We start from the raw sequence: 25,409 nt of genomic DNA, 5'->3' as shown, positions 1-25,409 counted from the left end.
TTTGCTGTTGTAGAAAAAGCAAAAAACAAAATGAAAGAAAGTGATTTTGAGTCAGCAGCTAAATATTGGGAAAAGGCACATAAAAGCGCACCTAATGAACCATATTTCATTCAGCAAAGGGCATTAAGTGTTTATAAATCTGAAATCCCTAGCCCTGTAACCGCTCTCACAGATGCATTAAATATTATATCTGAATTGTCGCCTGATGAAGTTGCCACTAGTGATCCTGAAACTCTCGGTATTACGGGGGCTATATATAAAACTCAATGGTTAATAAATGGAGATGTAGCATCTTTAAACCGAGCCATTAGTTATTATGGGAAATGTTTCAACATCCGAAATGACTATTATACAGGTGAAAATTACGCGCTTTGTTTAGATATGAAATCGAATGTTAGTGAAGATCCAGATGAACAAGCTCACTCTAGATTTGAGGCAAAAAAAGTACGCAAAAAAATAATCTCAGCTTTGTTGGATATTATTGAATTTGGAGAGATTGAAACAAGAATTGATAGAAAGTGGATTTATGCAACGTTATCTCACTGCTATTTTGTATTAAAAAGCGATGATAAACATAAAGAATATGAAGCATTGTTTATGATTGAATCACCTGATGAATGGGAAGTTTCTACTTATGAAAAAAATAAACAAAAAATTAATGAATTACATGGAGTGATTAAATAATGGCTAAGCATAAGTGTTTTATTTCATATCATAAAGACGATGAAGATGAAGTTAAGGAATTCATTAAAGAATTCGACAAAGATAAAGATGTTTTCATTACACGAGGGATTGGGAAAGAAATGCCCGGTGATGTAATAAATAGTGATGATTCCGATTATGTTATGAGAAGAATTAGAGAACTATATTTAAAAGATTCGACAGTGACTTTAGTTATGTTGGGTAAATGCACTTGGGCCCGAAAATATGTTGATTGGGAGTTGCAATCAACATTAAGAAACAGTGAAAAGGTTACTCCTAATGGTATGTTGGGAATAAAATTACCTAGCTACAATGGTAATGGCTATCCAAACAGATTGAATTTGAACTTAAAAAAGGACGGTAAGCCAGAAGATTGTTACGCTAGAACTATGGAGTACCCTAAAAGAAAAGACACATTGACGAATGCTATTGATGCCGCATTTGATAGGAGAAAAACCCATATCAAGTGGATAAATAACCCAAGAGATAAGTTTAAAAATAATAGGAGTTGTAGCTAATGGCTAAAAATATATTTGTTTCATATAAATTCACAGATCAAGAGATAGTAAAGGCAGTTAGCTCTATGCTGCAAAATAATGGTGGTAGCATTGATGGGAAATTTGTTTATGTTACAAGAGATGTATCATCGCAGGGTGAAAATGCTATAGACAATGAAATCAATAGTGTAATGGAAGGGTGTGATAAAGCACTTTTTATTATTGGTCAAAATTCTCATAATAGTCCATGGATTAAGCGTGAGGTGCAACTTGCTATTTCAAAAGGATTAAAAGTGGTGGTTACACATATTAATGACACGAACTATGGAATACCAACTGATCTTAATTACACAAATTATACTTCAGCTCAATGGAACATGAACAGCCTAAGCTATAACTTGAATAAACTTTAATCAAGGGGATAAGTCCTGAGGGATCCCCACAATTATTTCTTGGTAAAGGGGATTTTACGTTTACTGGTGACGGTGCAAGAGCCGACATTGGTACTGGCTTGTACTGGTTTAAACGTCGGCTATGCTGCCTATGGTTTTGTAAATCATACATGGCTTATTGGAAGGAAATTCCTTTGATTTTTACAATAGTTTGTGTACTTGGCTTTCTGGTTCTTATGTATTTAGAAGGTATTTTTGCATCTCAGATTTATGCTAGATTAGCACTTCAAGATAGCAAAATAACGTTTGAAGATATCAAGTCAGCAATTAAGTCTGGCAACAAATATAGTGAGCTAATCAGCAGTGAAGAATATAAAAAAATGGCTTTCTTTAAGAGGATAAGGATTTTTCTGATACTTTTATTCTTGATATCTTTCATATTTGAAAACTAAAGGGGTCACCCATTAGAAAATTTCGGTCAAGCAGGCAGCTGTGTTTTCTTGATCTTTTTATTCAAAAACCAAGTGATCTTATTATTTAGACTCAATTTAAATATGACTACGCAACTAGTAATGACGTCGATTGGTGTGAATATGCACCAGTCACCCATATGAATTTAGGCAGTTTAATTAAGCATTATTGATGATTAATTAAGGCCCTTGGCTTTCGCCTCAGTCATCGTTTAGTACCAATGTCAGTCCAGTTTCTGGCTGTGTTTACACACTGCGCTGTAACAAGTCTGTGGTTTATGCTTACACATAACCAACCCTTTGTGGCTCAAACATTGGGCATATCCAGTATTTAAAATATGAGCGGTTAACGTGCAGGCTCAATCAAATCTAATGGTTTTACCAACCCCATTACGAGCTCAACACGTTAACCTAATTTGTTTTATAGACGCTAAGCAAACGCCTTGTGTTCATCGAATGGTACATTGTCTTTAAGCACGTGATAACACGCTCTTGCGAGCTTATGTGCAACCGTTTTAATCGCAACTACCTTGTTTGTTTTAGCCAGTTTTCGTTGATAATATTTTTTAACTGTTGGGTTATAACGAATTGCAAAATTAGCGGCCTCAGTAAAAGCCCACGCTAAATAACGATTACCATTCTTCTGATTCGTAGCGCCTTTTTTCTTTCCATTGCTGTACCTTGCCCCTTTAACACAGCGACAATACGATGAGAAGTTTCCTGGGCTATCAAAACGTCTAATCGTGCCAGTTTCTAACATAATAGTCAGTGCTAAAGTATTTCCAATTCCATCAATACTTGTTAGGTTTATAAACTCAGGGGAGAGTGATGTTTGTTTTAAAATAGCGCCCTCTATTGCATTGATTTGCTGTTGAGCACAGCGTATTAATGAGAGGTTAGAAATGACTGACAGTGCAGTATTCATTGAGCTAAAATCTGCGTGTACCTGCTCAGTATCAACGCCTTTCCTTATAGCTGCCATTTGCTTTATTTTGTTGCTACTGAGCTTATAACCAAGATGACGCATGTAACAACTTTGCACCGATAATAAGTTTTTAGTGGACTGTTGAACAATGTCCATTCGTTTACGCATTAAGTCGCGAACAGCCCTGAGTTCACGGGGGTAAATATAGCCTTCAGGCAGAATATTTAGACGTAGCATTTCAGCTAGCCAACGTGCATCACTATGGTCGTCAGCATGTTTTAAACCTGAATATTGTTGAATTGCAGCAGGGTTCGCTAAGTGTAGTTTAAATTCTGCATCCATTAATGCATCAACTAACCAATACCAATTAAATGTTGATTCGACAACAAGCCCTGTTAACTTGTCTTTATAAGGGGCTAAAAAAGATAAAATGACAGACATGTCATTATTTAAACGCTTGCAGCTAAGCGTTTCACCTTGTTCATTAATGATAGCAATAACACTATTATTTGAATGCAAGTCAATTCCACCATATAGTTTCATACTAAGTTCCTCGAGGTACTGTTTATGTTTTGGTCAACACAACTGTATCGAAAAACTCGAGGAGCTTTCTATATGATTATCAAATCTTGACTTCAAGAACTAAAGGGGTCAAATCTTGACTTCATACATCAAAATTATTGACTACCTATTTATCCCTCGGTCGTGCTTTTACTTAACCAAAATTCTTAATAACTAGCATAAAAAAAGCGTTGCCCTTGAGCAACGCTTTTCTGTATTTTTCTAATAGCTGGTAGTTAACTTACTCAGCCGCTAGTTTATCCTGCTGCGAGATTACTCTGCCGCAAGATAATCCAACACTACTTGATGGTGATCTTTGGTTTTAAACTTATCAAATAGGTGTTTTATTTTACCGTCTTGGCCTACTAAAAACGTCAGGCGGTGAATACCATCGTACTCTTTACCCATAAATTTTTTGTAGCCCCATACACCAAATGCTTCTGCAATGGCATGGTCTTCATCGGCTAATAGGTCAAAATTAAGCTCTTTTTTAGTTTCAAAGTTTTTAAGGCGCTTAATTGGATCTGGGCTAATACCTACAACGCGGGTATTAAATTTAGCAAGCTCTGCTTGTTGGTCACGTAAGTTCTCGGCTTGAACCGTACAACCCGGTGTAGAGGCTTTAGGGTAAAAGTACACAAGCACTTGTTGCTCTTTTAACAGCTCGCTTAATGTTACTGTTTCGTCGTTTTGGTTTTGTAGGCTAAAAGCGGGTGCTGTATCGCCAGCTTGTAATGGACTAATTGTGTTCATGTTTAGCATCCTTAACGAATTCGTTTAAAAATATAATCTACGTTTAGCGTGTGAGAAAGGCTCTCAAAACTAATTTTAAATTGATCTATATCTACATCAACCGGTATATTGAATTCAAGTTCACAACGCATTTTAATGTCGTCCTCTTGAGAGTAGGTATCTGATTTTAGTGAGCAAATGCTAATGTTGCTGTCGGCAAAAAAGCGCGTTACTTTACTTAGTGTCCCCGGTGTGTCGATCCCTGTGTATTCGAGGGTATAACCGGCACAAAATTCACTGGGTGTATGACTGGCGGTGCGCTTCATCATGGTAAGCAGGCCAAGTTCCATGGCTTTAGTAGGGAGTACGTGTTCAATACGGCTAATAGCTGACATGTCGCCATTGAGTAACATTATAAAGGTAAATTCGCAGCCTAAAATAGCGATACGGCTATCTATAATATTACAGTGGCAGTCGCTAACTAATTGTGTAAGTTCGCTCACAATACCCGGCCTATCTTCGCCAATAGCAGTTAACACAATTTGATGATTTGAAAATGCAGTCATGGGTTAAAATACCTAAGTTACTTGGATTATAACAACGCAATGGGCAACGCAACTAAATACACTTGAGAAGTTGCACGGCGGCGAAGTTTAACACAAAACACTCTATAAACTACAATGCGGGCTAATTAAGCGCTTTTAAAGTGCGGTGTTTCTTGTTTTTACTGGCACAGGAAAGTACCATAGCTAAAATTTGCTTATTTGCACTTAGATTTTTTCTAAGTTGAAGTGCTGAACTTTATTGCAATTAGGCAGCCAAATAATAAATGTAAAGTTAATATTGATTTTACACTGAACCAAATCGGCATAACCCACTCATATACTTGTTAAAACAATTAAAGGGTATGCTAAGGAGAAATATCTGTGCAGTATTGGATCCCAAAAGCACTTGCTGTAAGTGTATTGGTAAGTTTATCAGGGTGTAGTGTATTTACTAACGATGCACATAATGAGCGTAATTACCGCACGCATGAGCCAGTTAAAGCGCCAGCGTCTCTATCGCAACCAGCCCAAGATCCCGTTTATAAAATGGATATAGGTCAATACGATAATAACCCTGTGGCTACAAACTATCGTCCACCTGCTCAGGTTCTTACGGTAGCTAAGGGCAGCTGGGTTGAAGAAACAGATAAACTGGCTCGTGTTTATTTTGATAAAAATGATGGCATTGACGATTTAGATGAATTTGTTTGGGATTCAATTAAAGCCGTTTTAGCTGACAATAACGTAAGTGCAACCAAAGAAGATAAACTGTTAGGCATTATTGAAACTGATTGGTATTCAATTATTAAAACAGAAGAAAGCTGGCTTTGGGGCAGTGACGAGAATGCTGATTTAGAAAAATTCAAGTTTACTATTGAAGAAAAATCACATCAGCGAACTGCGTCTTTGCGTGTTGATTTAATTGATTTTAAAGGTGATAACGCACTAACCGATTTACTTAAGCAGCAATTAGAAGTGCGCGCGCTTAACCAAGTAGTGAGTGAATTTGATTACCGTTACCGTCAGTTAGAAGTCGATTTACGTAAACGCCAAGGTATTATTTCACTTGAAATGGGCTTTGATAATAAAGGCAATGCGGCACTGGTTACTGAGCAATCTTACGATGCAGTATTTGACCGTTTCTCTGGCTTTTTAGAGCGTTTGTCATTCACTATTGTTGAAATTAACCAAGATACAGGTTTAATCACAGCTGATTATAAAACACCAGAGAGCAGCGTTTGGGATTCTATTTGGGGCGACGAAGTTACTCAATTACCTATTGATGAAGGGCAATACCAAATTTTAGTGAGTAAAACTAAAGAAGGTGGTACAAGCTTAACGTGGATGGATGATAAAGGCGAAACGCTTGAACCAGGTACTATGAACGGTTTACAACAAGCATTAGAAGCGGCACTCATTCAGCGCGGCATTAAAATTTAAATAAGAATAAATTTTTACTACAAAAAGAGCGCTAAGCTCTTTTTGTGGTTTTTATAGGTTAAAAATATGTCTCAATTACCGACTTCTACGCAGTACGATTGGCGTACTTGGTTTACGTTTTTAGTACCTTCACTAATTGGTGTTTTTTTGTTTATGACACCGGTTTCTACCGGTGAAGTAATGACCATTCCTATCGCTATGATGGCTAAAGCAATGCAAGTTTTTTTTGCAGATTCAGCACAGGCTATTATTACGTTAATTATTTGCGCTACGGGCTTACTTTCATTCGTTGTAAGTGTATTTAAACCGCAAGTTATTTGTAAAATTCCACTTTTAAATCATTTATTCAACGTTAGTTGGATTTGGCTGGTTACGCGTTTATTTGGCACTGTGTTTGTGTTAATGACGCATTTAAAAGTAGGGCCACATGCCGTTATTTCTGAAAATACAGGGGCATTGGTGTTAAATGATTTACTGCCTGTATTGTTTTCGGTATTTATACTTGCTGGCCTGTTACTGCCTTTATTACTTAATTTTGGTTTGCTTGAGCTTGTTGGGACTTTATTAACGAAAGTTATGCGACCTTTGTTTGGTGTACCAGGGCGCAGCGCTGTTAACTGTGTGGCATCGTGGTTAGGTGATGGTAGCGTAGGTATTTTAATGACGGCTCGCCAATACGAAGATAAGCACTACACACAACGCGAAGCCGCTATTATCGGCACTACTTTTTCCGCTGTATCTATTACTTTTTGTTTAGTAGTTATTGGCCAAGTTAAACTTGAGTACTTATTTGCACCGTTTTATTTAACGGTATGTTTAGCGGGTGTTGTGGCTGCTATTATTGTGCCTCGTTTACCTCCATTACGCTTTAAAAAGGATGTATTAATTGATGGCTCAAAGCCTGATGCTAACGCGGAGTTAGTTCCAACGGGTAAAACACTGTTTGGCCATTCTTTAGATGTTGCACTCGCTAAAGCAGATAAAGCCCCAGGTTTTGTCGGTACTGTTAAAGAGGGCGTACATAATGCACTGGATATGGTTTTTGCTGTGTTGCCAGTGGTTATGGCTGTGGGTACTTTTGCGTTAATTATTGCTGAATACACGCCAATTTTTCAGTATTTGGGGATGCCATTCATTCCGTTTTTAGAATTACTGCAAGTACCAGAGGCTGAAGCAGCTGCACAAACTATTATGGTCGGTTTTGCTGATATGTTTATTCCGTCAATATTAGCAGCCGGTACTATTGAGAGCGATGTAACGCGTTTTATTATTGCGGCTATGAGTGTTACTCAACTTATTTATATGTCTGAAGTTGGTGCGTTGCTGTTAGGCAGCAAAATACCGGTTAATATATTTGAATTGTTTGTGATATTTATTTTGAGAACGTTAATTACTCTACCAATTATTGCTTTTATGGCGCATTGGTTAGTTGGTTAAATAGAACGATTTAATGAATTAAAAAGCCCTGATTAATCAGGGCTTTTTTGTATCTGTTGTATTTTTTATATTGGCGTTGGGCTTTTTAAACTCCTTTTTTGCAGAGAGTCTAATCAGCGCAATATTACCAATGATAATGGTAAAAACAACGGCGACAATAATTACAATATGCCAAGTTTGCATCGCAGTATCACTTAATATTTAGTACGTTTAAGTGTGACCGTTTCACGCTATAACATCAATAAAATAACTAAAAAATACAACCAATAAATTGCTTTTAAAAACGCCTAGCGATCGAAAGCGTTAAAAAATTAAGGCCTGGGTTTGGCTCTTTAAATCCTGCGTTTGAATAGTGAATAACTCTAAGTGCCACGTTGGTTTTTCCAAGGTCGGCAACAAGGCCAATACGGTCTTCAAACTGGTAGTGGGTGCTGATGTTTTTACCTGCAAATTGAGTTTCATCAATCAATGACACACCAATACCAGCTTCAACGTAAAATGGTGTGTTATTGAAACTAAACGCCGGAAACTGTAATACAGGCGACATGGCTAAAACTATGTTCGATTGTGTTTCATCGCCGTGCCGATATTCCCACATATTTACACTTGTCTCAAAATAAAATCGCGCATCACCAATGAGGCTTTGCATACTAGGCGCATGGTATTGGTAGGCTATTTTTACGCCATTGACATTACCTTCGCCTTTAAGAAAGTCTACAGCGTAACCGTGATCCGATTGGGCAAAAGCAAGTTTGCCAAAAAACGAAATTACTAATAAAAAAGAGATAAAAAATATTTTAAGTGACGTTTTCATAGATACCAATTCTGTTTAATTCAAAGTGATATCCAAATGATAAGGGCGAGCAGTTAACAAATTCAATGAGGATAAAATGCCGGTTGTTTATGAGGTGTTAATATAAAATAGTAACTACTTGAATTATATTTAGTTATTTTATTGGTGCTGTTTAGGCACTAATAAGTTGCTTATTTGCTTCTTTTTTATTGCGTATAGTTCGCGTAAATTACAATCATCTTAATCACACAGACAAAACTTATTATGAAACTAATTAAACTATTACTGCTAGGCACTGCATTTTTAAGCAGTTCTCTTTTTGCACAAGAACAGCAATCCCCAGATCGACTTTTAGAATCAGTTGCTAATACGTTATTCGCCGATATAGGCAAAGTAAATGCAAAAGGGAATGCAAGTAAAGAAGCAATGTCTGAGATTGTTGAAAAACGTTTAATGCCACATATTGATGTTAAGTTTGTCTCGTTTAAATTATTAGGTAAGCATATTAAAGGGATTGAGCGCGAGCAAGCAGTTCAATTTATAGATGCAGTAGAGCATTATTTAACGGGTACTTATGCTGGTGCATTGATGAAATACACGGGTCAAAAGGTTGTATTTGAACGTAATAATGCAATAAGCGATTCTGAGTATGCAACGGTTAATACACAAATTATAGAGCCTAATGCACCAACAATAGATTTAAGCTTTAAGCTTCGATTAGGTAAAAACAATGAGTGGAAAGTATACGACATTGTTGCTGAGGGTATTTCGTTATTAAGCGCTAAGCAAAAAGAGATTATCCAACGTATTTCAGATGTAGGTTTAGAGCAAGTTACTAAAGAGTTAAAAAATAAATAACGATTTTGTCTGGCTCTGATTAAGCCCAACTCCAACCTCAAAAACAGCCAAGTATTTATGTACTTGGTTGTTTTTATAATTTCATTTATTCATCGACTTTGCTCTAGCGTGGCGATCAAGGTGTGGTAGAATATCAGTTCTTTGATTAAGCGTGGTGTCAGCTAAAAACTGTTATAACTGACCACTCACCCGAGCTACACTGGAGTTGTGTTGTTTTAATGGAAAATGTACTGATTTGGCCAAAGGAATACCCGTTACTGATTAAAGGACTTGTAGAACAAAACGGTGCCTTTATTTTAGATGCGTTAGAAGCTTGGCCTGCTTGTCGTTCTACTAATGAAGATGATGGTGTTTGCACCACTGTTTTGCCGCCTATTTATTATTTGGCGTGGCTAACTCCACTTGAACCTTTTGAAGAGTGCTTTTTTCAACATATTTCTGAATATGATGAAGATGCGCAAGCGTATATTAGTGCAGTTAAAAGCCACTACTACGATAATGAATATACCCCTGAAAGTTTAGTGCTAATGCTTTGCGAGCGATTAGAGCAGTACGCAAGTATTGCCACGCAAAATGATATTAGTACGCCTCTGTCGTTACTCGGTTTGTTTTTTAGTAAGCGTTATTTTACGTTAATTGAACATGCCTTAAATAATGGCAGTAAACTCTCTGCTGTTGACACGCTATCACTCTGGAAAGAAGTTGATTTTAGAGAACGCTTAAGTGCATTTATTCCAGAGTCTATTGCTGATTTAGATGTGCTTTGTGAACTTGCTAGCGAAAAAGTGGCAACGGGTAAAGACTATTTTACGTTGCTTACGCAGGTATCTCCTGACGTTGATTCTGTTGTTCTTTTAGAGAAAGCTTTATTAACTCACTTGCGTAAAAAAACAGCCAAACAAACCATGGCTATGCGCTTTATTGAACAAGGTGCTACCGGTGTTCTTGCCGATGAAAATAATAAAACAGCATTTATGTGGGCAGCTGAAAAAGGCTTTGTAAATGTTGTGGAAACATTACTTTCAAAGCAAGATAAAAAAGCGGCTGACAATTTAGGGAATACAGCATTACATTATGCTGTACTTGCTAAAAATGAATCATTAATGGTGTTGTTACTTAAAAGTGGCTACGACTTTAGAGCGCGTAACAACGAAGGGTTAAGCTGCTACCGTTTGGCCGTTAATATTAAGGCTAATAACTTAGTTAAATGCTTAGAACGTGACTTTGGAATTAAAGAGTTGTCGCCTGAAGGTCAATTTGATCGTATTAAAAAGGTGCATGCTTTACATGCTATCGTGACGTTGTTTTTACCGTTACAATTGTTTTTCTTTTTTGATGAAACAATTACTATAAAAAGCGAACTAACGCTTACGTTAACCATGATTGCAGTGGTGTGTTTTTTCTTTGCAACCACTCTAAAGCGTTGTGCTTTATATCCTCATATAAAACACCCTTGGGGTTTGTTTATACTTAGGGTATTTTCTTTGGTTAGTTTAGTTGCTCAGCTGGGTTTAGCTGGTATTGTGACCCTCACTGCTTTGAGTGATTTAGTTTAGCTAATGCCAACCTATAAAATATTTGAATAAATTGACCTTATATAAGCAGGTTTTTGTAAGTGTAAAAACAGTCAAATTATTTATAAAAAACCGTGTTTAATTAACTTTAAACACGGTTTTTTTGCTTATGGTTTACGCTATTTATTGTGCTCGTTTGCCGCTTTTTCTTCTGCAAGTTCTTCTTTAAGTTTACGGATTTTTAAACCAAGTTCTTGACCGCGATGCCGTGCATAATATGTACAACCAATAAACATGGCGGATGCAAATACAAGCTCCAATAATACCCATATCAGTTCAGCTGGCGCCGCCCAGAGCATGGTAAGCCCGTGAATAAAATACAGCATTACAATAAAGTTAGCCCACGCATAGGTGTAAGTGTTGTCTTTAATAATGCCTCTTAGTGGCAGCAGTAACGGAATGATGGGCAAAAATAAAGATACTAAGCTCGCATTACCGTTTAGAGGGGGTACAAAATACATCCACAATGGAATTAGAACAAGCAAACCTACATAGCCAAATAGTGCGGCACGTTGAAATTTTATTGTAATTGGCTTTTTAGCTGGATTGTCAGCTGTATTCATTTAAGTTTTCTCGCAATGTGAGTAAGGCGTTTACCAACGCTTTGGCATATTTTAATTTCGTCTTTGCTTAGCTGTGCACTGTTAGCGCTGCCAGCGACGTGTGTTGCACCGTATGGTGTTCCACCGGTTTGTGTTGCAAGTAGTTCGGGCACATCGTATGGCACGCCCAGTAGCATCATGCCGTGGTGTAATAATGGCAGAGATAAGTTAAGTAAGGTTGCTTCATTTCCACCATGCATACTACTTGATGACGAAAATACACACGCTGGCTTATCGATTAGTTGGCCTTTTAGCCACAAGTCGCTGGTGGTTTCCCAAAAGCTTTTTGCTTGAGAGGCCATCATGCCAAATCGGGTTGGCGTGCCAAATGCAAGGCCATCGCAATTAATTAAATCATCTTTGGTTATTACGATATCGTGTGCGTTTTTAGCTACAAACGTGCGAAGCAGTGCAGTTGCGCCTTGTTGCTCTACTGACTCAGCTATTTCATGTGCCATAGCTTCAACTGAACCGTGGCTAGAGTGATAAAGTACCACTATGGTTGTGCTCATTATAAAACGCTTAATACGTTTTCGGGTGGACGACCAATAGCAGCTTTACCGTTGTTAACAACAATAGGGCGCTCAATCAGTTTAGGTTTTTTTACCATGGCATCAATAAGTGCATTTTCGCGCGTTTCATCTTTTAGGTTAAGCGCTTTGTAGTCATCTTCTTTGGTACGCATTAGTTCACGTGCCGATGAAAAACCAAGTTGGCTTACAAGGGTTGAAATTTGCTCGTGAGTCAGTGGTGTTTTTAGGTATTCGACAATAGTTGGCTCTACAGATTTACTTTGTAATAAGGCAAGTGTTTCGCGTGATTTAGAACAGCGCGAATTATGGTAAAGAGTAACAGACATAAAATGTATCCAAATATTAAGTTTCGCCTATTTTAGGGCAAGCGCTTGCAGACTTAAAGCCTTGCAAGCTCTTTTTGTAAACGACGATATTGGGTAAGCAAGGCTTTTAATCGTTGCTGCTTTACAAGTTCTGTTGATTCTACGAAGTTAAGTGCTTTTTGGATTTCGTCAGCGGCTTTTAAATAAGCACCATATTGCGATAATACATCGGCATTAGCCTCGTGGTAGGCTGCTAGTTTATCTTGTTTTTTATAAGTGTCGGCAAGTAATTGTTTACCTAGGCTATGATCTGGCTTTTCAAGTAAAAAACTCTTAAGTATGGTCTCTGCTAATTCATATTGTTTAGCTTCCAGTGCCGAATTAGCATAATTAAGGGTAATTACTTGGTTATTAGGGCGGTAATTGTTTAACTCGGCTAAAAATTTAACCGCTTCATCGGCTTTTTCTTGCGCGATGAGTAAGTCGGTCTTTGTATCTATGTAAAATAGGTTTTTAGGATCACTTTGTAACAGTTCATCTAATATAGGTTGTGCTTCATCAAGTTTTTTCTGATCGAGCAAACTTATAGCTAGGCCATATTTTAATGCTGTATTATCGTAATTTTTTTCACGCATTAATTTTCTAAACAGTGCTTCAGCGTTTTCAGGCTTATTGTCGTAGCGAGCTAGTACTCTGCTTTTTGCTAAGTTAAAATTAAGACTCGGTGTTAGGTAACGCACCGGAAATTGCTCAGCACGCAAGCGCACATCAGATACTCGACTTTCAGGTAATGGGTGAGTTAATAAAAATGCAGGTGGCTTATATTTGTAACGAATTTGCGCGGCTAGCTTGGTTAAAAATTCACTTGATGCACGGGCATCAAAGCCTGCATTGTTTAGTGTTTGCATGCCTATACGATCAGCTTCTTGCTCGGCTGAGCGGCTATGGGTTAGCTGGCTAAAAGCTGATTGTGTTTGGCTCGCTGAAATAATAGCAATACCTGCATCAGGTGCAACAACCGTTGCCAATATACCGGCAATCATACCAGCAATGGTCAAGGCACTGTTATCTTGTTGCTGCTGTATTCTACGTGCTAAGTGGCGCTGTGTTACGTGAGCAATTTCGTGCCCGAGTACCGAGGCAAACTGGCTCTCGTTATCGGCTTGAGCAATTAAGCCTGTGTGTACGCCAACGTGTCCGCCATAAAATGCAAACGCATTAATTTCAGGGTTGTTTATCCAAAAAAATGAAAATGGAAAGCGTACGTCATTAGCATTTGCTACAAGTTTGCGGCCAATCGTAGTTAGGTACTCATCAAGTACAGGATCGTTAATTACTGGCGATGAGCCTCTTATTTGCATCATCATTACTTCGCCAATCGCTTGTTCTTTTTCGAGTGGAAGTGCTTGTAATGCTGACGTTCCTAAATCAGGAAGTGTAAAGTTGGTTTGCGCCTTTAAAGGCTCACCTACTAATAGGCCAAATGTAAGTGCGGCACTGCATAAAGTCATAAAGGCTGATTTTAGCTGCATTTTATTCCTTGTTTATTGGTTCACCAATAGCAATTTTGGCAATGTCTATTTCGTCACTACTTGCACGGCTGTCTTTTTCGCACAATTGGTATAGTTCTTTTATTGTGACTCCATCAAGCTTTACAACGTTCAATTCGCGCTGCAAAAAAGTAATAATTTTATGAACTACTTTGTGTGCATGTAATATAAGTGCTTTATCAGCTTTGTCGCCACTTTCAAAATAAAAGCCAACAAATTTATGTAATTGGTTTATTCTGATCAGGCTTTTCATTGAAATAGGATCCCATACTTTAAATTCAACAAAGCGGTTTCCTTTTATATACTGATCTATGACTACGTCTTTTGCATAAGGTTGCGCCCAAAGTTCAAAACCGCGGTCGGTAAACACTTGATGAAGTGCTATTCGAGGCTTATTTTTGGTGTGGATTTCACCTAAGTTATCTTCATAGCCTTCTAATAAGTCTAAATTCCAGTTGCGTTTATTAATAAGCTGTTTAACAGCGTTGTCAAAACCATGCTCTAATATTCCCTCAGATTCGCTGACTGAGGAAGCAACTAAATGATAAAAAGGAGGTAACTCCCCCCAATTTATTTGCTTTTTAAACCAATTAATCTCTTTGAGTGTTGGATTACTTGGTAGTTGCGCTTTATTATGCGTGCCAGGCATTAACTTATCCTTACTACTAACTATGGTATACAGGATAAACCATTGCAGGGGTTGTTTTAAGAAAAAGTTACATTTGTTCACGTGTTATAAAAATAAGACCGTGATTATGTGACTTATTATTCATTTTAATAAATTGGTAAAGCGAGTATGTTACAACAAGATTTGCGAATTTATAGGTGTCCTCAACAGTTTATTCAGTTTAAATTGGGCTTGCGTAAAGCATCATCATTACAACAAAGTATCACTTTTAGTTTAAATAACGATGAAAACGTTGATGATATAGAACGATTTTTGAAAAAATATGCTTATAGTTACAATTTAAATAAACAACAAGGGTTGTTATTAGTGGAGCCATTACGTGTTTGAATATGTAAAAACATGGTACGAAAGAAAGTTTTCGGATCCTCATTCGGTTACCTTATTATTTTTATTATTGGCATCGGTTGCCTTACTTTATTTTTTTGGCTCTTTAATAGTGCCAGTACTGGTTGCTCTTGTAATCGCTTATTTACTTGACTGGCCTGTACTTCATTTAGAGCGCTTTGGTTTAAAGCGTTTTACAGCAACGGTTATTGTGATGTTGGTATTTACCGGCATTATGTTGACGCTTATTTTAGTTATAGGTCCGGTACTTTGGCAACAAACAAGTAATTTAGTACAAGAAACCCCACACATGGTAGAGCAGGGGAAGTCTTACTTGTTGGCTTTACCCGAACAATACCCTAGTTTGATTAATACTGAGCAAGTACAAGCAATTGTTGCAACAGTAGAGGCTAAAGTTATTGAGTTTGGCCAAGTGGTGTTGTCGTTTTCGCTTACTTCTTTAAAAGATGTGGTTGCTTGGTTAATTTATTTGGTACTTGTACCGTTACTTGTATTTTTTATGCTTAAAGATAAGTTAGAGCTTACAGGAAGCGTAGCTAAACTCATTCCTCAACAACGACGCTTAATTTTGCAAGTATGGAACGAAATGAATCAGCAAATCATGAATTATATTCGCGGTAAAGTGTTTGAAATTTTGATTGTTGGTGGTGTGTCGTTTATTGCATTTACCGTTTTAGATTTGCGTTATGCGGCGTTACTAGGTGTGTTAGTTGGTTTTTCTGTGTTAATTCCGTTTGTGGGTGCTGCTCTTGTGACTATACCCGTAGCGGCCGTGGCGCTATTTCAATTTGGCCTAGAAACGCAGTTTTGGACTATTTTAATTATTTACGGAATTATTCAGGCGCTTGATGGCAACGTACTTGTGCCACTGTTATTTTCTGAGGCGGTTGATTTGAATCCGGTGTTTATAATTGTCGCAGTATTATTTTTTGGTGGCTTATGGGGATTTTGGGGGGTGTTTTTTGCCATCCCGTTGGCTTCATTAGTAAAAGCGCTAATAACAGCCTGGTCGTCAACCCATGAAGAGTTAAGTAACCAGGGTTAAGGTTAGGTAAACAGACTTTTAGTTTAAAAAAGAATAGTAAACGCACCTCTAGTGCTAATTGATTATTACTCATTACCTGTAAAGTTATGTACTATTGGTAATAAGATATATTTTTTAGTAATAAGGTGCGTTTTTTAATGTCTGATTTTTTATTGCACGATGAGCCAGTAAAACAAGTTTACCTTGATGCAAACGCAACCACTCCTGTGTTGCCTTGTATTGCTGATGTTGTTTCTCATACTATGCAAATTTGTTTTGGTAATCCTTCAAGTCCCCATATTACAGGCATTCAAGCCAAGCATTTATTAGAACAAACACGTCAAAAAGCACGCACTGTTATCGGCGCAAGTAATGGCGATATTTTATTTACGTCTGGCGCGACAGAAGGCATTCAAACAGCAGTAGTTTCTACGCTTATTAATGCTAAAAAATACCCAGTTAAAAACCCAGTATTATTATATGGCGCAACTGAGCATAAAGCGGTGCCAAATACACTTAAACATTGGAATAGCGTACTTGACATTAACGCTGAAGTGCTTGCTATTCCAGTGGATAGTAACGGTATTTTAGACTTAGATTTTATTGCAGAGCATATTAATAATGCATTGATGATTTGCACCATGGCCGTTAATAACGAGACCGGTGTATATCAAGATTTACCCGCTATTGAGCAGGTAATTCGTAGCCGCAATAAAAATGTATCGTGGATGGTGGATTGCGTGCAAGCGCTTGGTAAACAGGCACTCGCGCTGAGTGACACAACAATAGATTACGCCCCTTTTTCGGGGCATAAGCTTTATGCGCCCAAGGGTATTGGCTTTTTATATATTCGTAGTGGCAGTGCGTATACACCTTTTATAGCGGGTGGCGGTCAAGAGAGTGGAATGCGTTCAGGCACCGAAAATCTACCCGGTATTGCAGGGCTAAATAAGCTATTTAGTCTGTTGCTTGATAAATCAGGCAGCACATTTAAATCAGTTGATGTACTTAATTCCTATCGCAGTCAATTACAAAGTGCAATTGTAGATACCTTTGGCAATATTACATTTAATCACGACTTTGCTTATAGCGTGCCCACTACACTTAATTTTGCTGTTAACGATTTAACAAGCAAAGAGGTGATTGATTTATTTGATGCGGCGGGCATACGCGTAAGTGGAGGCTCGGCTTGTAGTACGGGGGCATCAACAAGTTTTGTTTTAGATGCAATGGGTGCAAGCAAATGGCAAAGCGAAAACGCAATTAGACTTTCGTTTGGACCTGCGGCAACACAGCAAGATATTGATAATGCTTGTGGTCGTATTCGCGCTCTAAGAACAATATTACAAGCAAACTGTTTAATCGTGTCTGACAGTACGACACCACAGCAAGAAGTGTGCGCACTGGGCCTTACTCAATTTAGGCACCAAGGTGCATGTAGTTGGCTTTATGTGAGCGATGATAAACACGCAGTTATAATAGACCCGATTATTGAGCTTATTCCGCGTTTTGAAAAAATAGCCAATACACAAGATCTAACTATTTCAGCGGTGCTTAATACTCATCTTCATCAAGAGCGAGAGTCAGCGACTAATTTGTTAACCAGCGTTCTTGCATCAAGAGTTGTAAAAGGTGAGGTTGATTCGCTAGGTTGGCCCGTAGGCGCAGCAAATATTAGCTTAGCAAATGACGCACTTGAAAAAGTTGCTACACCTGGGCATAGCAAAGATAGCGTAAGTTATTTATTAAAAAACAGTAGTGGCGAAACGCGTTATTGTTTTTGTGGTGATTTAATTCTGCCTGCAGGACTTGGCAATACTTCCCTTATGGGTGGGGATGCAAAAGCTATGGCTCGCTCTATTTTAGCAATAAGCGAGCAACTAAATAACATTAGTATTATTTGCTCAGGGCACGACTACCAACAATGTTTTGCTATGAACTGGGCCGTTCAGCAAAGCCAAACGCCATTACTCAATGCGTTAGTGAGCGGCAGTATTTCAGTTGATGAATTTGTAATTGAAAAGCAGCAGTACGATGCTTCAAAACAAGTGAATAACACACAACTGTGCGGTTATGTAAATGCGCTACCTGAAGTAGATACACTGCAATTAAATTTTGATGACGCTAAAATAATGTTAAACACCAGCGATGTATATTTAATTGATACACGCGAGCCATACGAACACGGCGCAAATAATGTTGCCCAGTTATTTAATATACTCGATGAAAAAACATTAAATATACCGCTTAGCAGAATGGCGAATGCGGTATTTGAAGGACAGTTGAACAAAAATAACAAATACATTTTATTATGCCGCAGTGGTAACCGCTCAAAAATTGCTGCGAGTAATTTAATGCGGCTGGGTTATAAAGCTGTTTATAATTTAAATGGTGGGTTAGCGCTTAGCAATTAAACAAAGATTGTAATTTATACAAAATCGGCTTTAGGGCCGATTTTTTGTTTTTAAGGTCGATTTGATCGCAAGGCAAACAAGTACAGTAATTAGTGAATAACTATATAAAGTAATTATTGTGCTTATGAAAATTCATCAATATTTCATTTTAATCAATTAAGCTATGGCAGGTGCCTTTAAAATTACAGGTAAATTAATTTATAAAATCTTTATGATACCGGTGTCAAAAGCTAAAAATTGCGTTATCATCTGCATCTAAAATTATAAAAACAGCACCTTTTTTGCATTTTTAGTTATACTATCGGCGTTTTATTTTAGTGTGAATAAGCAATTTTTATCGTTTTTATTTTATAAAAAGCATTTTTAAATCAATTGGTTGAAAAATTTAGAGGGTATTCTCATGTCTAACCGAACGCAACTAGCAAGTTGGCAAGCACTCGAACAAAGTGCAGCTAAGATGAAACAAACACATCTGAAAACGTTATTTGCACAAGATGACACGCGTTTTTCTCAGTTTTCTACTCAAGTACCTGGCGTATTATTCGACTATTCTAAGCAACTTATTGATAACGATGTTTTTGCTAACTTAATGTCGCTTGCTAAAGATTGCGATATTGCATCGTGGCGCGATAAAATGTTCAGTGGTGAAAAAATTAATATCACTGAAAATCGCTCAGTACTGCATACGGCACTTCGCAATCGTGCTCATACACCACTCATTGTTGATGGTGAAAACGTGACACAAGCAGTAGATAACGAATTAGCTAAAATTAAAGTGTTTGTTGAAAAAGTTCGTAGCGGAAAATGGCTAGGCTATACCGGCAAAGCGGTAAAAGATGTTGTAAGTATTGGTGTTGGTGGCTCTAACCTTGGTCCGCAAATGGCAACCGAGGCATTAAAAGCACTGGCAGATGATACATTGAATGTTCATTACGTATCTAATGCTGACGGTGTACAAATTTCGTCTGTTTTAAAAGCCATTGATCCTGAAACAACATTATTTGTTATTTCGTCAAAAACATTTACTACGTCAGAAACCATGACAAACGCTAAAACAGCCGTTGATTGGTTTTTACAAACAGCAAAAGATGAAAGTACAATTGCAAAGCATTTTGTTGCAGTAAGTACAAATTTAGAAAAAACGGCAGCCTTTGGTATCAGCGACGAAAACGTATTCACTATGTGGGATTGGGTTGGCGGTCGCTTTTCACTTTGGAGTGCGATAGGCTTACCCATTGCTTTATATTTAGGCTATGACGCCTTTGAAGCAATTTTAGAAGGTGCGTTTGAAATAGACGAGCACTTTAAATCTGCGCCGTTTGAGCAAAATATACCATTAATTATGGCATTGCTTAGTGTATGGAATACGAGCTTTTTAGGTTATACAGCGCAAGCTATATTACCGTACGATCAAGCACTGCATATGTTGCCAGCTTATTTACAGCAAGGAGAAATGGAAAGTAATGGTAAGCATGTTAACTTTGCGGGCGAAACGGTACCTTACACCACGGTTCCAATTATTTGGGGCATGACGGGTATTAATGGTCAGCATGCCTTTTATCAGTGCTTACACCAAGGTAATGTAATTGTACCTGCAGATTTTATTGCATCAGTTAAACCACAAGTGAATGTTGATAAACATCACGATATTTTATTATCGAACTTCTTTGCACAAACAGAAGCGATGATGAGTGGTGTAGATGCAGCGCAAGTTACAGCTGATTTAACCGCTAAGGGTAAATCGCAAGCAGAGATTGATGAGTTATTAAATCATAAAATTCATCAAGGCAATCGTCCTACAACATCAATGTTATTAGATACTGTAGATGCTAAAACAGTGGGTCGTTTAATTGCACTGTATGAACATAAGATATTCTGCCAAGGCATTATTTTAGAAATATGCTCGTTTGATCAATGGGGTGTAGAGCTAGGTAAAGGGTTAGCATCTAAAATTGAAAGTGAACTCACTGATGAAAGCGTAAAACACGCCCATGATAGTTCGACAAACGGCTTAATGGCGTACTACAAGCAAAACCGTACGCAGTAAAAAATTCGCTTACGTAAGTAAGTAAACCGAGTACCTTTGAACGGGTAGCGCTGGAGTGCTTAGGGTCTGTATTTTTGTGAGAGGAGATACAGGGCCCCTAAGGCTCATTTAATAAGCGCAAATGATAAAATAAATAATAATAAATCATCAATACAGAACAATTCAGCAGGCTTTTATTTAAATACAGTTATAAAAGCCATCTAATCTAGCAATAAATAGGCATACCCGCGCATTTATAAAATGTACTGGGTATCACAACGTAGAGAGTAACTATGCTTAATCCTTTTGATATTATAATTTTTGGGGGCGGTGGTGATCTTGCGTTACGCAAATTACTACCTGCAATGTACAGAGCATATCAAGAAGGTAATTTACCTGAAGGCTCACGTATCCTACCAACAGTGCGCGAAGAATCTAAACGTGCTGAATACGTAGAAACAGCGCATAAAGCATTACAAGAATTTTTAAGCAAAGGTGAGTTTAACGCTAAAGATTGGAAAGCGTTTTCTACTTTTTTAGTGCCAGTAGTAAGTAATGTTACAGAAGCGGATGATAATTGGGATGTGCTAAAAGGCATTCTAGATGAGCACGAAAGCACTAAATCGCGTGTGTTTTATTTATCTCTTCCGCCAGCTGTATACGGCACTTGCTGTGAAATACTTTCTACGAAAGGTTTAATTACCCCTACATCACGTGTTGTTGTTGAAAAACCAATTGGCTATTGCGGTGATTCTGCTGAAGCAATTAACGGAAAAATTGCAGAGTTTTTTAATGAAGAGCAAATTTTCCGAATTGATCATTACTTAGGTAAAGAAACAGTACAAAACTTAATGGCGCTGCGTTTTTCAAACTCATTGTTTGAAAATATGTGGGATGCTAAGTCTATTGATAACATCCAAATTAGCTTATCAGAAACGGTTGGCCTTGAAAGCCGCGCTGGTTTTTACGATAAAGCGGGCGCACTTCGTGACATGGTTCAAAACCACTTGTTACAGCTACTGTGTTTAGTTGCAATGGAAGCGCCCAATAAACTTAACGCCAGCAGTATCCGAAATGAAAAGCTAAAGGTATTAGAAGCACTTCGCCCACTGAATGGTAGCGATGTTGATGAAAATATTGTGCGCGGTCAATATGTGCCTGGTGACTTAAATGGTAAAATTGTACCCGGTTATCTTGAAGAACTAAAAGAAGGCTCTAGCAAAACAGAAACCTTTGTTGCGATTCGTGCACACATTGATAACTGGCGTTGGGCTGGTGTTCCATTTTATCTTCGTACAGGTAAACGTATGGCTAAGCGCTGTGCAGAAATTGTGGTTGAATACAAAAAAGTATCTCATAATATTTACGAAGATAACGTAGGTAATATTGAGCCAAATCGCCTTGTTATTCGCTTGCAACCAGAGGAAACAATTCAACTAACGCTTATGTCTAAGCGCCTCGATAATTTGGAAATGCAACTTGAACCAGTAACAATGAATATTGAGCTTTCACAAGCTTACAGTAACGGTTTTCACTCAGATGCATACAAGCGTTTAATGCTTGATGCGGCTGCCGATAACCCATCGTTATTTATTCATCGTGATGAAGTACGTCAAGCGTGGAAATGGATTGATCCAATTATTGACAGATGGCAAGAAAAAGGCAAACCGGCACTTTATCGTGCAGGTAGCTGGGGTCCTGATGATGCCGATGAGTTATTGGCAGAGAAGAGCCATGTGTGGTTTAACGCGGGCGATAAGGCATAAATATGGCAACATTAGTTGAGAAATTTTTTGATAATAAAGATGCGTTGACGAAAGAGCTTTCAGCAACGCTTGAGCAATCACTGCGTGATGGTATTAAAAATGATGGACGTGCTGTATTGATGGTATCAGGCGGTTCATCACCAGCACCTGCTTATAAGCATTTATCAACCCTTGATTTAGATTGGCAACATGTTGATGTTGCTATGGTTGATGAGCGTTGGGTAGACTCAAGCCATGAAAAAAGTAATGAAGCATTTATTAAAAGTACATTATTACAAAATCATGGTAGTGCTGCTAACTTTATTACTATGAAGAACACTGCTGCAACGGCCCAACAGGGCACACAAGAGTGTGAAACGGCTTATAGCGAACTAAAAATACCATATGATGTGACTATTTTAGGTATGGGCCCTGATGGCCATACAGCGTCGTTATTCCCAAATGCAAACGGTTTAAAGCATGGTTTAACAACCACACAATCAGTGTGTGCTATTAACGCGATACAAAGTGAAGTAACAGGTAGTATTACTGAGAGAATGACACTAACTTTAAATGCCATTGCGCAATCTAAAGTAGTTAAGCTTTTAATTAGCGGTGAAGAAAAACTCGCTGTTTATAAGCAAGCAAAAGCGGGGGGCGATGTTAATGATATGCCACTTCGCGCTGTACTTAACCACCCAAGCATAAATATTGAAGTGTATTGGGCGCCTTAAATTAAAGTACCAATGTGATTTTTAAAGGCAGTTTATATAAGCTGCCTTTTTTATTTGCTCAAATTTAAGTCTAAACACTATAAATAAACGCACTCTGAATGTTAATCAATGTGAATGAGTATCCGTAACTTGTATTAAAAACAATCATTAAGTGTATTGTTTTTAATCTGATTTTATGTGTTTTGGTTGTGTGTTTTTTAGCAATGCTTGGATTTAGTTAAATTTTATTTTTTGATGACGACTGTCATAAAAGTTTCCCTTCCTTTTTGGTTTCAAAAGCATTAGCCTTAAGGTATTAAAAATGAAACACATAAACTAAAAATAAACGGAGCAGTAACATGGCGGAGCAACAAGTACAGCCTTTACACAACGAAAAACATGCCAACATTAAAATTAAAAATGGCATCAATGTAGAATTCATGAAAACTCAACATTTAGTGCCAGTAGTTGCACATGAGTTTGCACGTGTAGCAAACGAGTTTCCAATGTCATTCGTTAAAAATAACGAAAATGACACTTACCAAGCTGTCGCTATGTTTGGTCTTGAGCCAGGCGAAAACCTTTTTGTAGAAGATGGTAAATGGACAGCAGCATTTGCACCAATGGCATCTACTCGTTACCCACTGGGTCTAGTTAAGCACCCAGAGCAAGATCAATTCGGCATTGTAATTGATGAAGCAAGTGCGCTTGTTGGTGAAGATGAAGGCAACGCATTATTCGAAAATGGCGAAGAGACTGATTACCTAAAACGTCGTAAAGAAGCGCTTGTATCTTTTATTGAGTTTTCTCAAGTAACTGAAGCGTTCACTAAATTCCTTGCTGATAAAGAGCTACTAATTGCGCAAACGCTTACAGTAGACATTAAAGGCGAGAAAAAAGACATCAACGGTATTTACCTTATCGATGAGAAAAAGCTAAACGAGCTAAGCGATGCTGATTTCCTAGAGCTTCGTAAACGTGGTTACTTAGCACCAATTTATTCTTTCTTAACGTCTACTCATCAAGTAGCACGTTTAGCGCGTTTAAAAGCTCAACAAGCTTAATTATACCAATTGCATTAAATTAGTGTTCTATTATAGCGATAAGAAAATAGCTCAATAACAAGGCTAAAATTATGATACATAGTTGTTCTATATAAATAATTTTCAACGTAGTTAGTGAGCTATTTAATACGCTAGAATAATCATGTTTTTAATAAAATTGGTATTACAAACACGTTAAATTTTGAAAAAGCGCCTTAAGGCGCTTTTTTTATGTCATTAAACTCACTTTGGTTGAAATTAAGCCCGCAACCATTCACATTGGTTTATAACTTCCCCATAAAAGAATTCATTATGAAAACACCATTATTAGCATTTTTTGCGAGCAGCTTTTTTGCTTTAAGTAATAGCGTAGTAGCTGCAGAGACTCCTTTTGCCATTGCGATTCATGGTGGGGCAGGGACAATAGAAAAAGCACGATTTACACCCGCTCAAGAAGAAGAGTATCGGGCAAAATTAACGCAAGCAGTAGAGACAGGTTATAAAGTATTACATCAAGGCGGCGAAAGCTTAGATGCGGTGACTGCAGCAATTGCAGTATTAGAGCAATCCCCTTATTTTAATGCAGGGCGTGGAGCGGTATACACTTACGATGGCGGACATGAGCTTGATGCATCAATAATGGATGGTCGAAACCGTGAAGCAGGTGCAGTTGCGGGTGTAAAGCATATTGAGAGCCCAATTAATTTAGCGCGTTTGGTAATGGATAACTCTGTACACGTAATGCTCAGTGGGCAAGGCGCTGAGGAGTTTGCTAAAGAGCAAGGTGTTGAGCTTATCGAAAATAACTTGTTTGATACCGAATCTCGTTACAAAGCACTTTTAAAAGCAAAACAAAAATTAGATAAAGCCAAAGCAACCAGTAAAGAGTACCAAGCCGCGCACAAAGCATTACCTAACTCTTACAAAATGGGCACGGTTGGCGCAGTGGCGCTTGATAAAAATGGTAATTTAGCAGCAGGTACATCAACCGGTGGTATGACGGCAAAACGTTATGGCCGCGTGGGGGATGCGCCGGTAATTGGGGCCGGAACATTTGCTGAAAATGAATCGTGCGCAGTATCGGCAACAGGGCATGGTGAATATTTTATTCGCTATAACGTAGCAAGCGATATATGTGCGCGCGTTAAGTACCAAGGTAAAACCATAGCCGAAGCAGGGGATGAAGTTATAAACGGTGTGCTTAAGCCCATTGGTGGCACTGGCGGCGTCATTATTATTGATACTAAGGGGAATATTAGCTTGCCGTTTAATACCTCTGGCATGTATCGAGCTAGTAAATCGAATACGCAAGCGACCTACGTGGGCATTTTTAACGACGAATAAGCCAACGTCATTTAATTTATTCAATGTAGTTAGCGCTGAAAATAACTGCTTAAAATAAATTTATTATTCACCGTTTAGTTCAATAACAGCGTTTATATAACAAACAACCTCGCGTTATGCATTTTGTAGGATTAACCCCAGCCGTTTAATT

At 37.9% G+C, this 25,409-nt stretch carries 25 protein-coding genes; 15 read left to right on the top strand and 10 right to left on the bottom strand.

Annotation, left to right across the window (positions count from 1 at the left end; genetic code table 11):
* Window positions 1-30: 30 nt before the first annotated feature.
* The 3 genes from D172_RS11410 to D172_RS11400 are packed head-to-tail and all read left to right on the top strand — an operon-like array spanning window position 31 to window position 1,612.
* Window positions 31-684, top strand: coding sequence for a tetratricopeptide repeat-containing protein (locus tag D172_RS11410; RefSeq protein WP_007379108.1), 654 nt, complete (start codon window positions 31-33; stop codon window positions 682-684).
* A complete protein-coding gene (locus tag D172_RS11405; protein WP_033023938.1) occupies window positions 684-1,220 on the top strand; it encodes a TIR domain-containing protein in 537 nt (178 codons plus the stop codon). The genes D172_RS11410 and D172_RS11405 overlap by 1 nt, the downstream gene beginning before the upstream one ends.
* On the top strand, window positions 1,220-1,612 hold the full coding sequence (locus D172_RS11400; RefSeq protein WP_007379107.1) for a toll/interleukin-1 receptor domain-containing protein: 393 nt from the start codon (window positions 1,220-1,222) through the stop codon (window positions 1,610-1,612). Before D172_RS11405 ends, D172_RS11400 begins: the two co-directional genes overlap by 1 nt.
* Before the next feature lie 879 nt (window positions 1,613-2,491).
* Here D172_RS11400 and D172_RS11390 read toward each other — a convergent pair.
* The 3 genes from D172_RS11390 to D172_RS11380 all read right to left on the bottom strand — a co-directional run bounded on the left by D172_RS11390 (window position 2,492) and on the right by D172_RS11380 (window position 4,845).
* The gene (locus D172_RS11390) at window positions 2,492-3,529 is read right to left on the bottom strand and encodes an IS110 family transposase (protein WP_007379114.1); all 1,038 of its coding nucleotides are present in this window, start codon (window positions 3,527-3,529) and stop codon (window positions 2,492-2,494) included.
* 291 nt (window positions 3,530-3,820) lie between these two features.
* Window positions 3,821-4,300 (bottom strand): thioredoxin-dependent thiol peroxidase, encoded by a 480-nt coding sequence (gene bcp, locus D172_RS11385; protein WP_007375925.1) that lies wholly within the window; start codon window positions 4,298-4,300, stop codon window positions 3,821-3,823.
* 11 nt (window positions 4,301-4,311) lie between these two features.
* Window positions 4,312-4,845, bottom strand: a complete 534-nt coding sequence (locus D172_RS11380) for a glycine cleavage system protein R (protein ID WP_007375924.1) — start codon at window positions 4,843-4,845, stop codon at window positions 4,312-4,314.
* A gap of 360 nt (window positions 4,846-5,205) precedes the next feature.
* Here D172_RS11380 and bamC point away from each other — a divergent pair, with 360 nt between their 5' ends.
* Window positions 5,206-6,264: an outer membrane protein assembly factor BamC gene (gene bamC, locus D172_RS11375; RefSeq protein ID WP_007375923.1), complete on the top strand. Its 1,059-nt coding sequence runs from the start codon at window positions 5,206-5,208 to the stop codon at window positions 6,262-6,264.
* Between the two features lie 66 nt (window positions 6,265-6,330).
* Window positions 6,331-7,701, top strand: a complete 1,371-nt coding sequence (locus tag D172_RS11370; protein ID WP_007375922.1) for a YjiH family protein — start codon at window positions 6,331-6,333, stop codon at window positions 7,699-7,701.
* A 36-nt stretch (window positions 7,702-7,737) separates the two neighbouring features.
* Here D172_RS11370 and D172_RS21285 read toward each other — a convergent pair whose 3' ends face one another.
* Together D172_RS21285 and D172_RS11365 are read right to left on the bottom strand one after the other, a co-directional pair.
* Window positions 7,738-7,884, bottom strand: coding sequence for a DUF2897 family protein (locus D172_RS21285; protein WP_007375921.1), 147 nt, complete (start codon window positions 7,882-7,884; stop codon window positions 7,738-7,740).
* Between the two features lie 94 nt (window positions 7,885-7,978).
* Window positions 7,979-8,515 carry an acyloxyacyl hydrolase gene (locus D172_RS11365; RefSeq protein ID WP_007375920.1) on the bottom strand — a complete coding sequence of 179 codons (537 nt, stop codon included), beginning with the start codon at window positions 8,513-8,515 and terminating at the stop codon, window positions 7,979-7,981.
* 243 nt (window positions 8,516-8,758) lie between these two features.
* Between D172_RS11365 and D172_RS11360 the strand changes: the two genes are divergently transcribed.
* Both D172_RS11360 and D172_RS11355 read left to right on the top strand, forming a co-directional pair.
* The gene (locus D172_RS11360; RefSeq protein WP_007375919.1) at window positions 8,759-9,352 is read left to right on the top strand and encodes an MlaC/ttg2D family ABC transporter substrate-binding protein; all 594 of its coding nucleotides are present in this window, start codon (window positions 8,759-8,761) and stop codon (window positions 9,350-9,352) included.
* Window positions 9,353-9,570: 218 nt separating this feature from the next.
* Window positions 9,571-10,908 (top strand): ankyrin repeat domain-containing protein, encoded by a 1,338-nt coding sequence (locus D172_RS11355; RefSeq protein ID WP_007375918.1) that lies wholly within the window; start codon window positions 9,571-9,573, stop codon window positions 10,906-10,908.
* Between the two features lie 137 nt (window positions 10,909-11,045).
* Here the strand turns inward: D172_RS11355 and D172_RS11350 are convergent, their stop codons facing one another.
* Genes D172_RS11350 through D172_RS11330 form a run of 5 tightly spaced genes read right to left on the bottom strand, consistent with a single transcriptional unit; the run spans window position 11,046 to window position 14,565 of the window.
* The gene (locus D172_RS11350; protein WP_007375917.1) at window positions 11,046-11,489 is read right to left on the bottom strand and encodes a DUF2069 domain-containing protein; all 444 of its coding nucleotides are present in this window, start codon (window positions 11,487-11,489) and stop codon (window positions 11,046-11,048) included.
* The gene (wrbA, locus tag D172_RS11345) at window positions 11,486-12,040 is read right to left on the bottom strand and encodes an NAD(P)H:quinone oxidoreductase (RefSeq protein WP_007375916.1); all 555 of its coding nucleotides are present in this window, start codon (window positions 12,038-12,040) and stop codon (window positions 11,486-11,488) included. Before wrbA ends, D172_RS11350 begins: the two co-directional genes overlap by 4 nt.
* The gene (arsC, locus tag D172_RS11340) at window positions 12,040-12,387 is read right to left on the bottom strand and encodes an arsenate reductase (glutaredoxin) (protein WP_007375915.1); all 348 of its coding nucleotides are present in this window, start codon (window positions 12,385-12,387) and stop codon (window positions 12,040-12,042) included. The genes wrbA and arsC overlap by 1 nt, the downstream gene beginning before the upstream one ends.
* Window positions 12,388-12,440: 53 nt before the next feature.
* On the bottom strand, window positions 12,441-13,898 hold the full coding sequence (locus D172_RS11335) for a M48 family metalloprotease (RefSeq protein ID WP_007375914.1): 1,458 nt from the start codon (window positions 13,896-13,898) through the stop codon (window positions 12,441-12,443).
* A 1-nt stretch (window position 13,899) separates the two neighbouring features.
* On the bottom strand, window positions 13,900-14,565 hold the full coding sequence (locus D172_RS11330) for a hypothetical protein (protein WP_007375913.1): 666 nt from the start codon (window positions 14,563-14,565) through the stop codon (window positions 13,900-13,902).
* Between the two features lie 147 nt (window positions 14,566-14,712).
* Between D172_RS11330 and D172_RS11325 the strand changes: the two genes are divergently transcribed.
* The 8 genes from D172_RS11325 (at window position 14,713) to D172_RS11290 (ending at window position 25,258) form a co-directional block, all read left to right on the top strand.
* Window positions 14,713-14,931: a hypothetical protein gene (locus D172_RS11325; protein ID WP_007375912.1), complete on the top strand. Its 219-nt coding sequence runs from the start codon at window positions 14,713-14,715 to the stop codon at window positions 14,929-14,931.
* The gene (locus D172_RS11320) at window positions 14,924-15,994 is read left to right on the top strand and encodes an AI-2E family transporter (RefSeq protein ID WP_007375911.1); all 1,071 of its coding nucleotides are present in this window, start codon (window positions 14,924-14,926) and stop codon (window positions 15,992-15,994) included. The genes D172_RS11325 and D172_RS11320 overlap by 8 nt, the downstream gene beginning before the upstream one ends.
* Window positions 15,995-16,131: 137 nt before the next feature.
* The gene (locus D172_RS11315; RefSeq protein WP_007375910.1) at window positions 16,132-18,387 is read left to right on the top strand and encodes an aminotransferase class V-fold PLP-dependent enzyme; all 2,256 of its coding nucleotides are present in this window, start codon (window positions 16,132-16,134) and stop codon (window positions 18,385-18,387) included.
* A 400-nt stretch (window positions 18,388-18,787) separates the two neighbouring features.
* Window positions 18,788-20,434: a glucose-6-phosphate isomerase gene (pgi, locus tag D172_RS11310; protein WP_007375909.1), complete on the top strand. Its 1,647-nt coding sequence runs from the start codon at window positions 18,788-18,790 to the stop codon at window positions 20,432-20,434.
* Between the two features lie 272 nt (window positions 20,435-20,706).
* Entirely contained in the window at window positions 20,707-22,179 is a 1,473-nt protein-coding gene (gene zwf, locus D172_RS11305) for a glucose-6-phosphate dehydrogenase (protein ID WP_007375908.1), read from the top strand.
* A gap of 2 nt (window positions 22,180-22,181) precedes the next feature.
* A complete protein-coding gene (gene pgl, locus D172_RS11300) occupies window positions 22,182-22,892 on the top strand; it encodes a 6-phosphogluconolactonase (RefSeq protein ID WP_007375907.1) in 711 nt (236 codons plus the stop codon).
* A 338-nt stretch (window positions 22,893-23,230) separates the two neighbouring features.
* Window positions 23,231-23,935: a SapC family protein gene (locus D172_RS11295; protein ID WP_007375906.1), complete on the top strand. Its 705-nt coding sequence runs from the start codon at window positions 23,231-23,233 to the stop codon at window positions 23,933-23,935.
* Between the two features lie 291 nt (window positions 23,936-24,226).
* Window positions 24,227-25,258 (top strand): isoaspartyl peptidase/L-asparaginase family protein, encoded by a 1,032-nt coding sequence (locus D172_RS11290; RefSeq protein ID WP_033023212.1) that lies wholly within the window; start codon window positions 24,227-24,229, stop codon window positions 25,256-25,258.
* The last annotated feature ends 151 nt before the right edge of the window (window positions 25,259-25,409 follow it).

Source organism: Pseudoalteromonas sp. Bsw20308, assembly GCF_000310105.2.
In the GTDB taxonomy this organism is placed as follows: Bacteria; Pseudomonadota; Gammaproteobacteria; order Enterobacterales; family Alteromonadaceae; genus Pseudoalteromonas; species Pseudoalteromonas fuliginea.
Note: the sequence above shows the minus strand (reverse complement) of the source record. Positions and strands in the feature narration are given on the sequence as shown.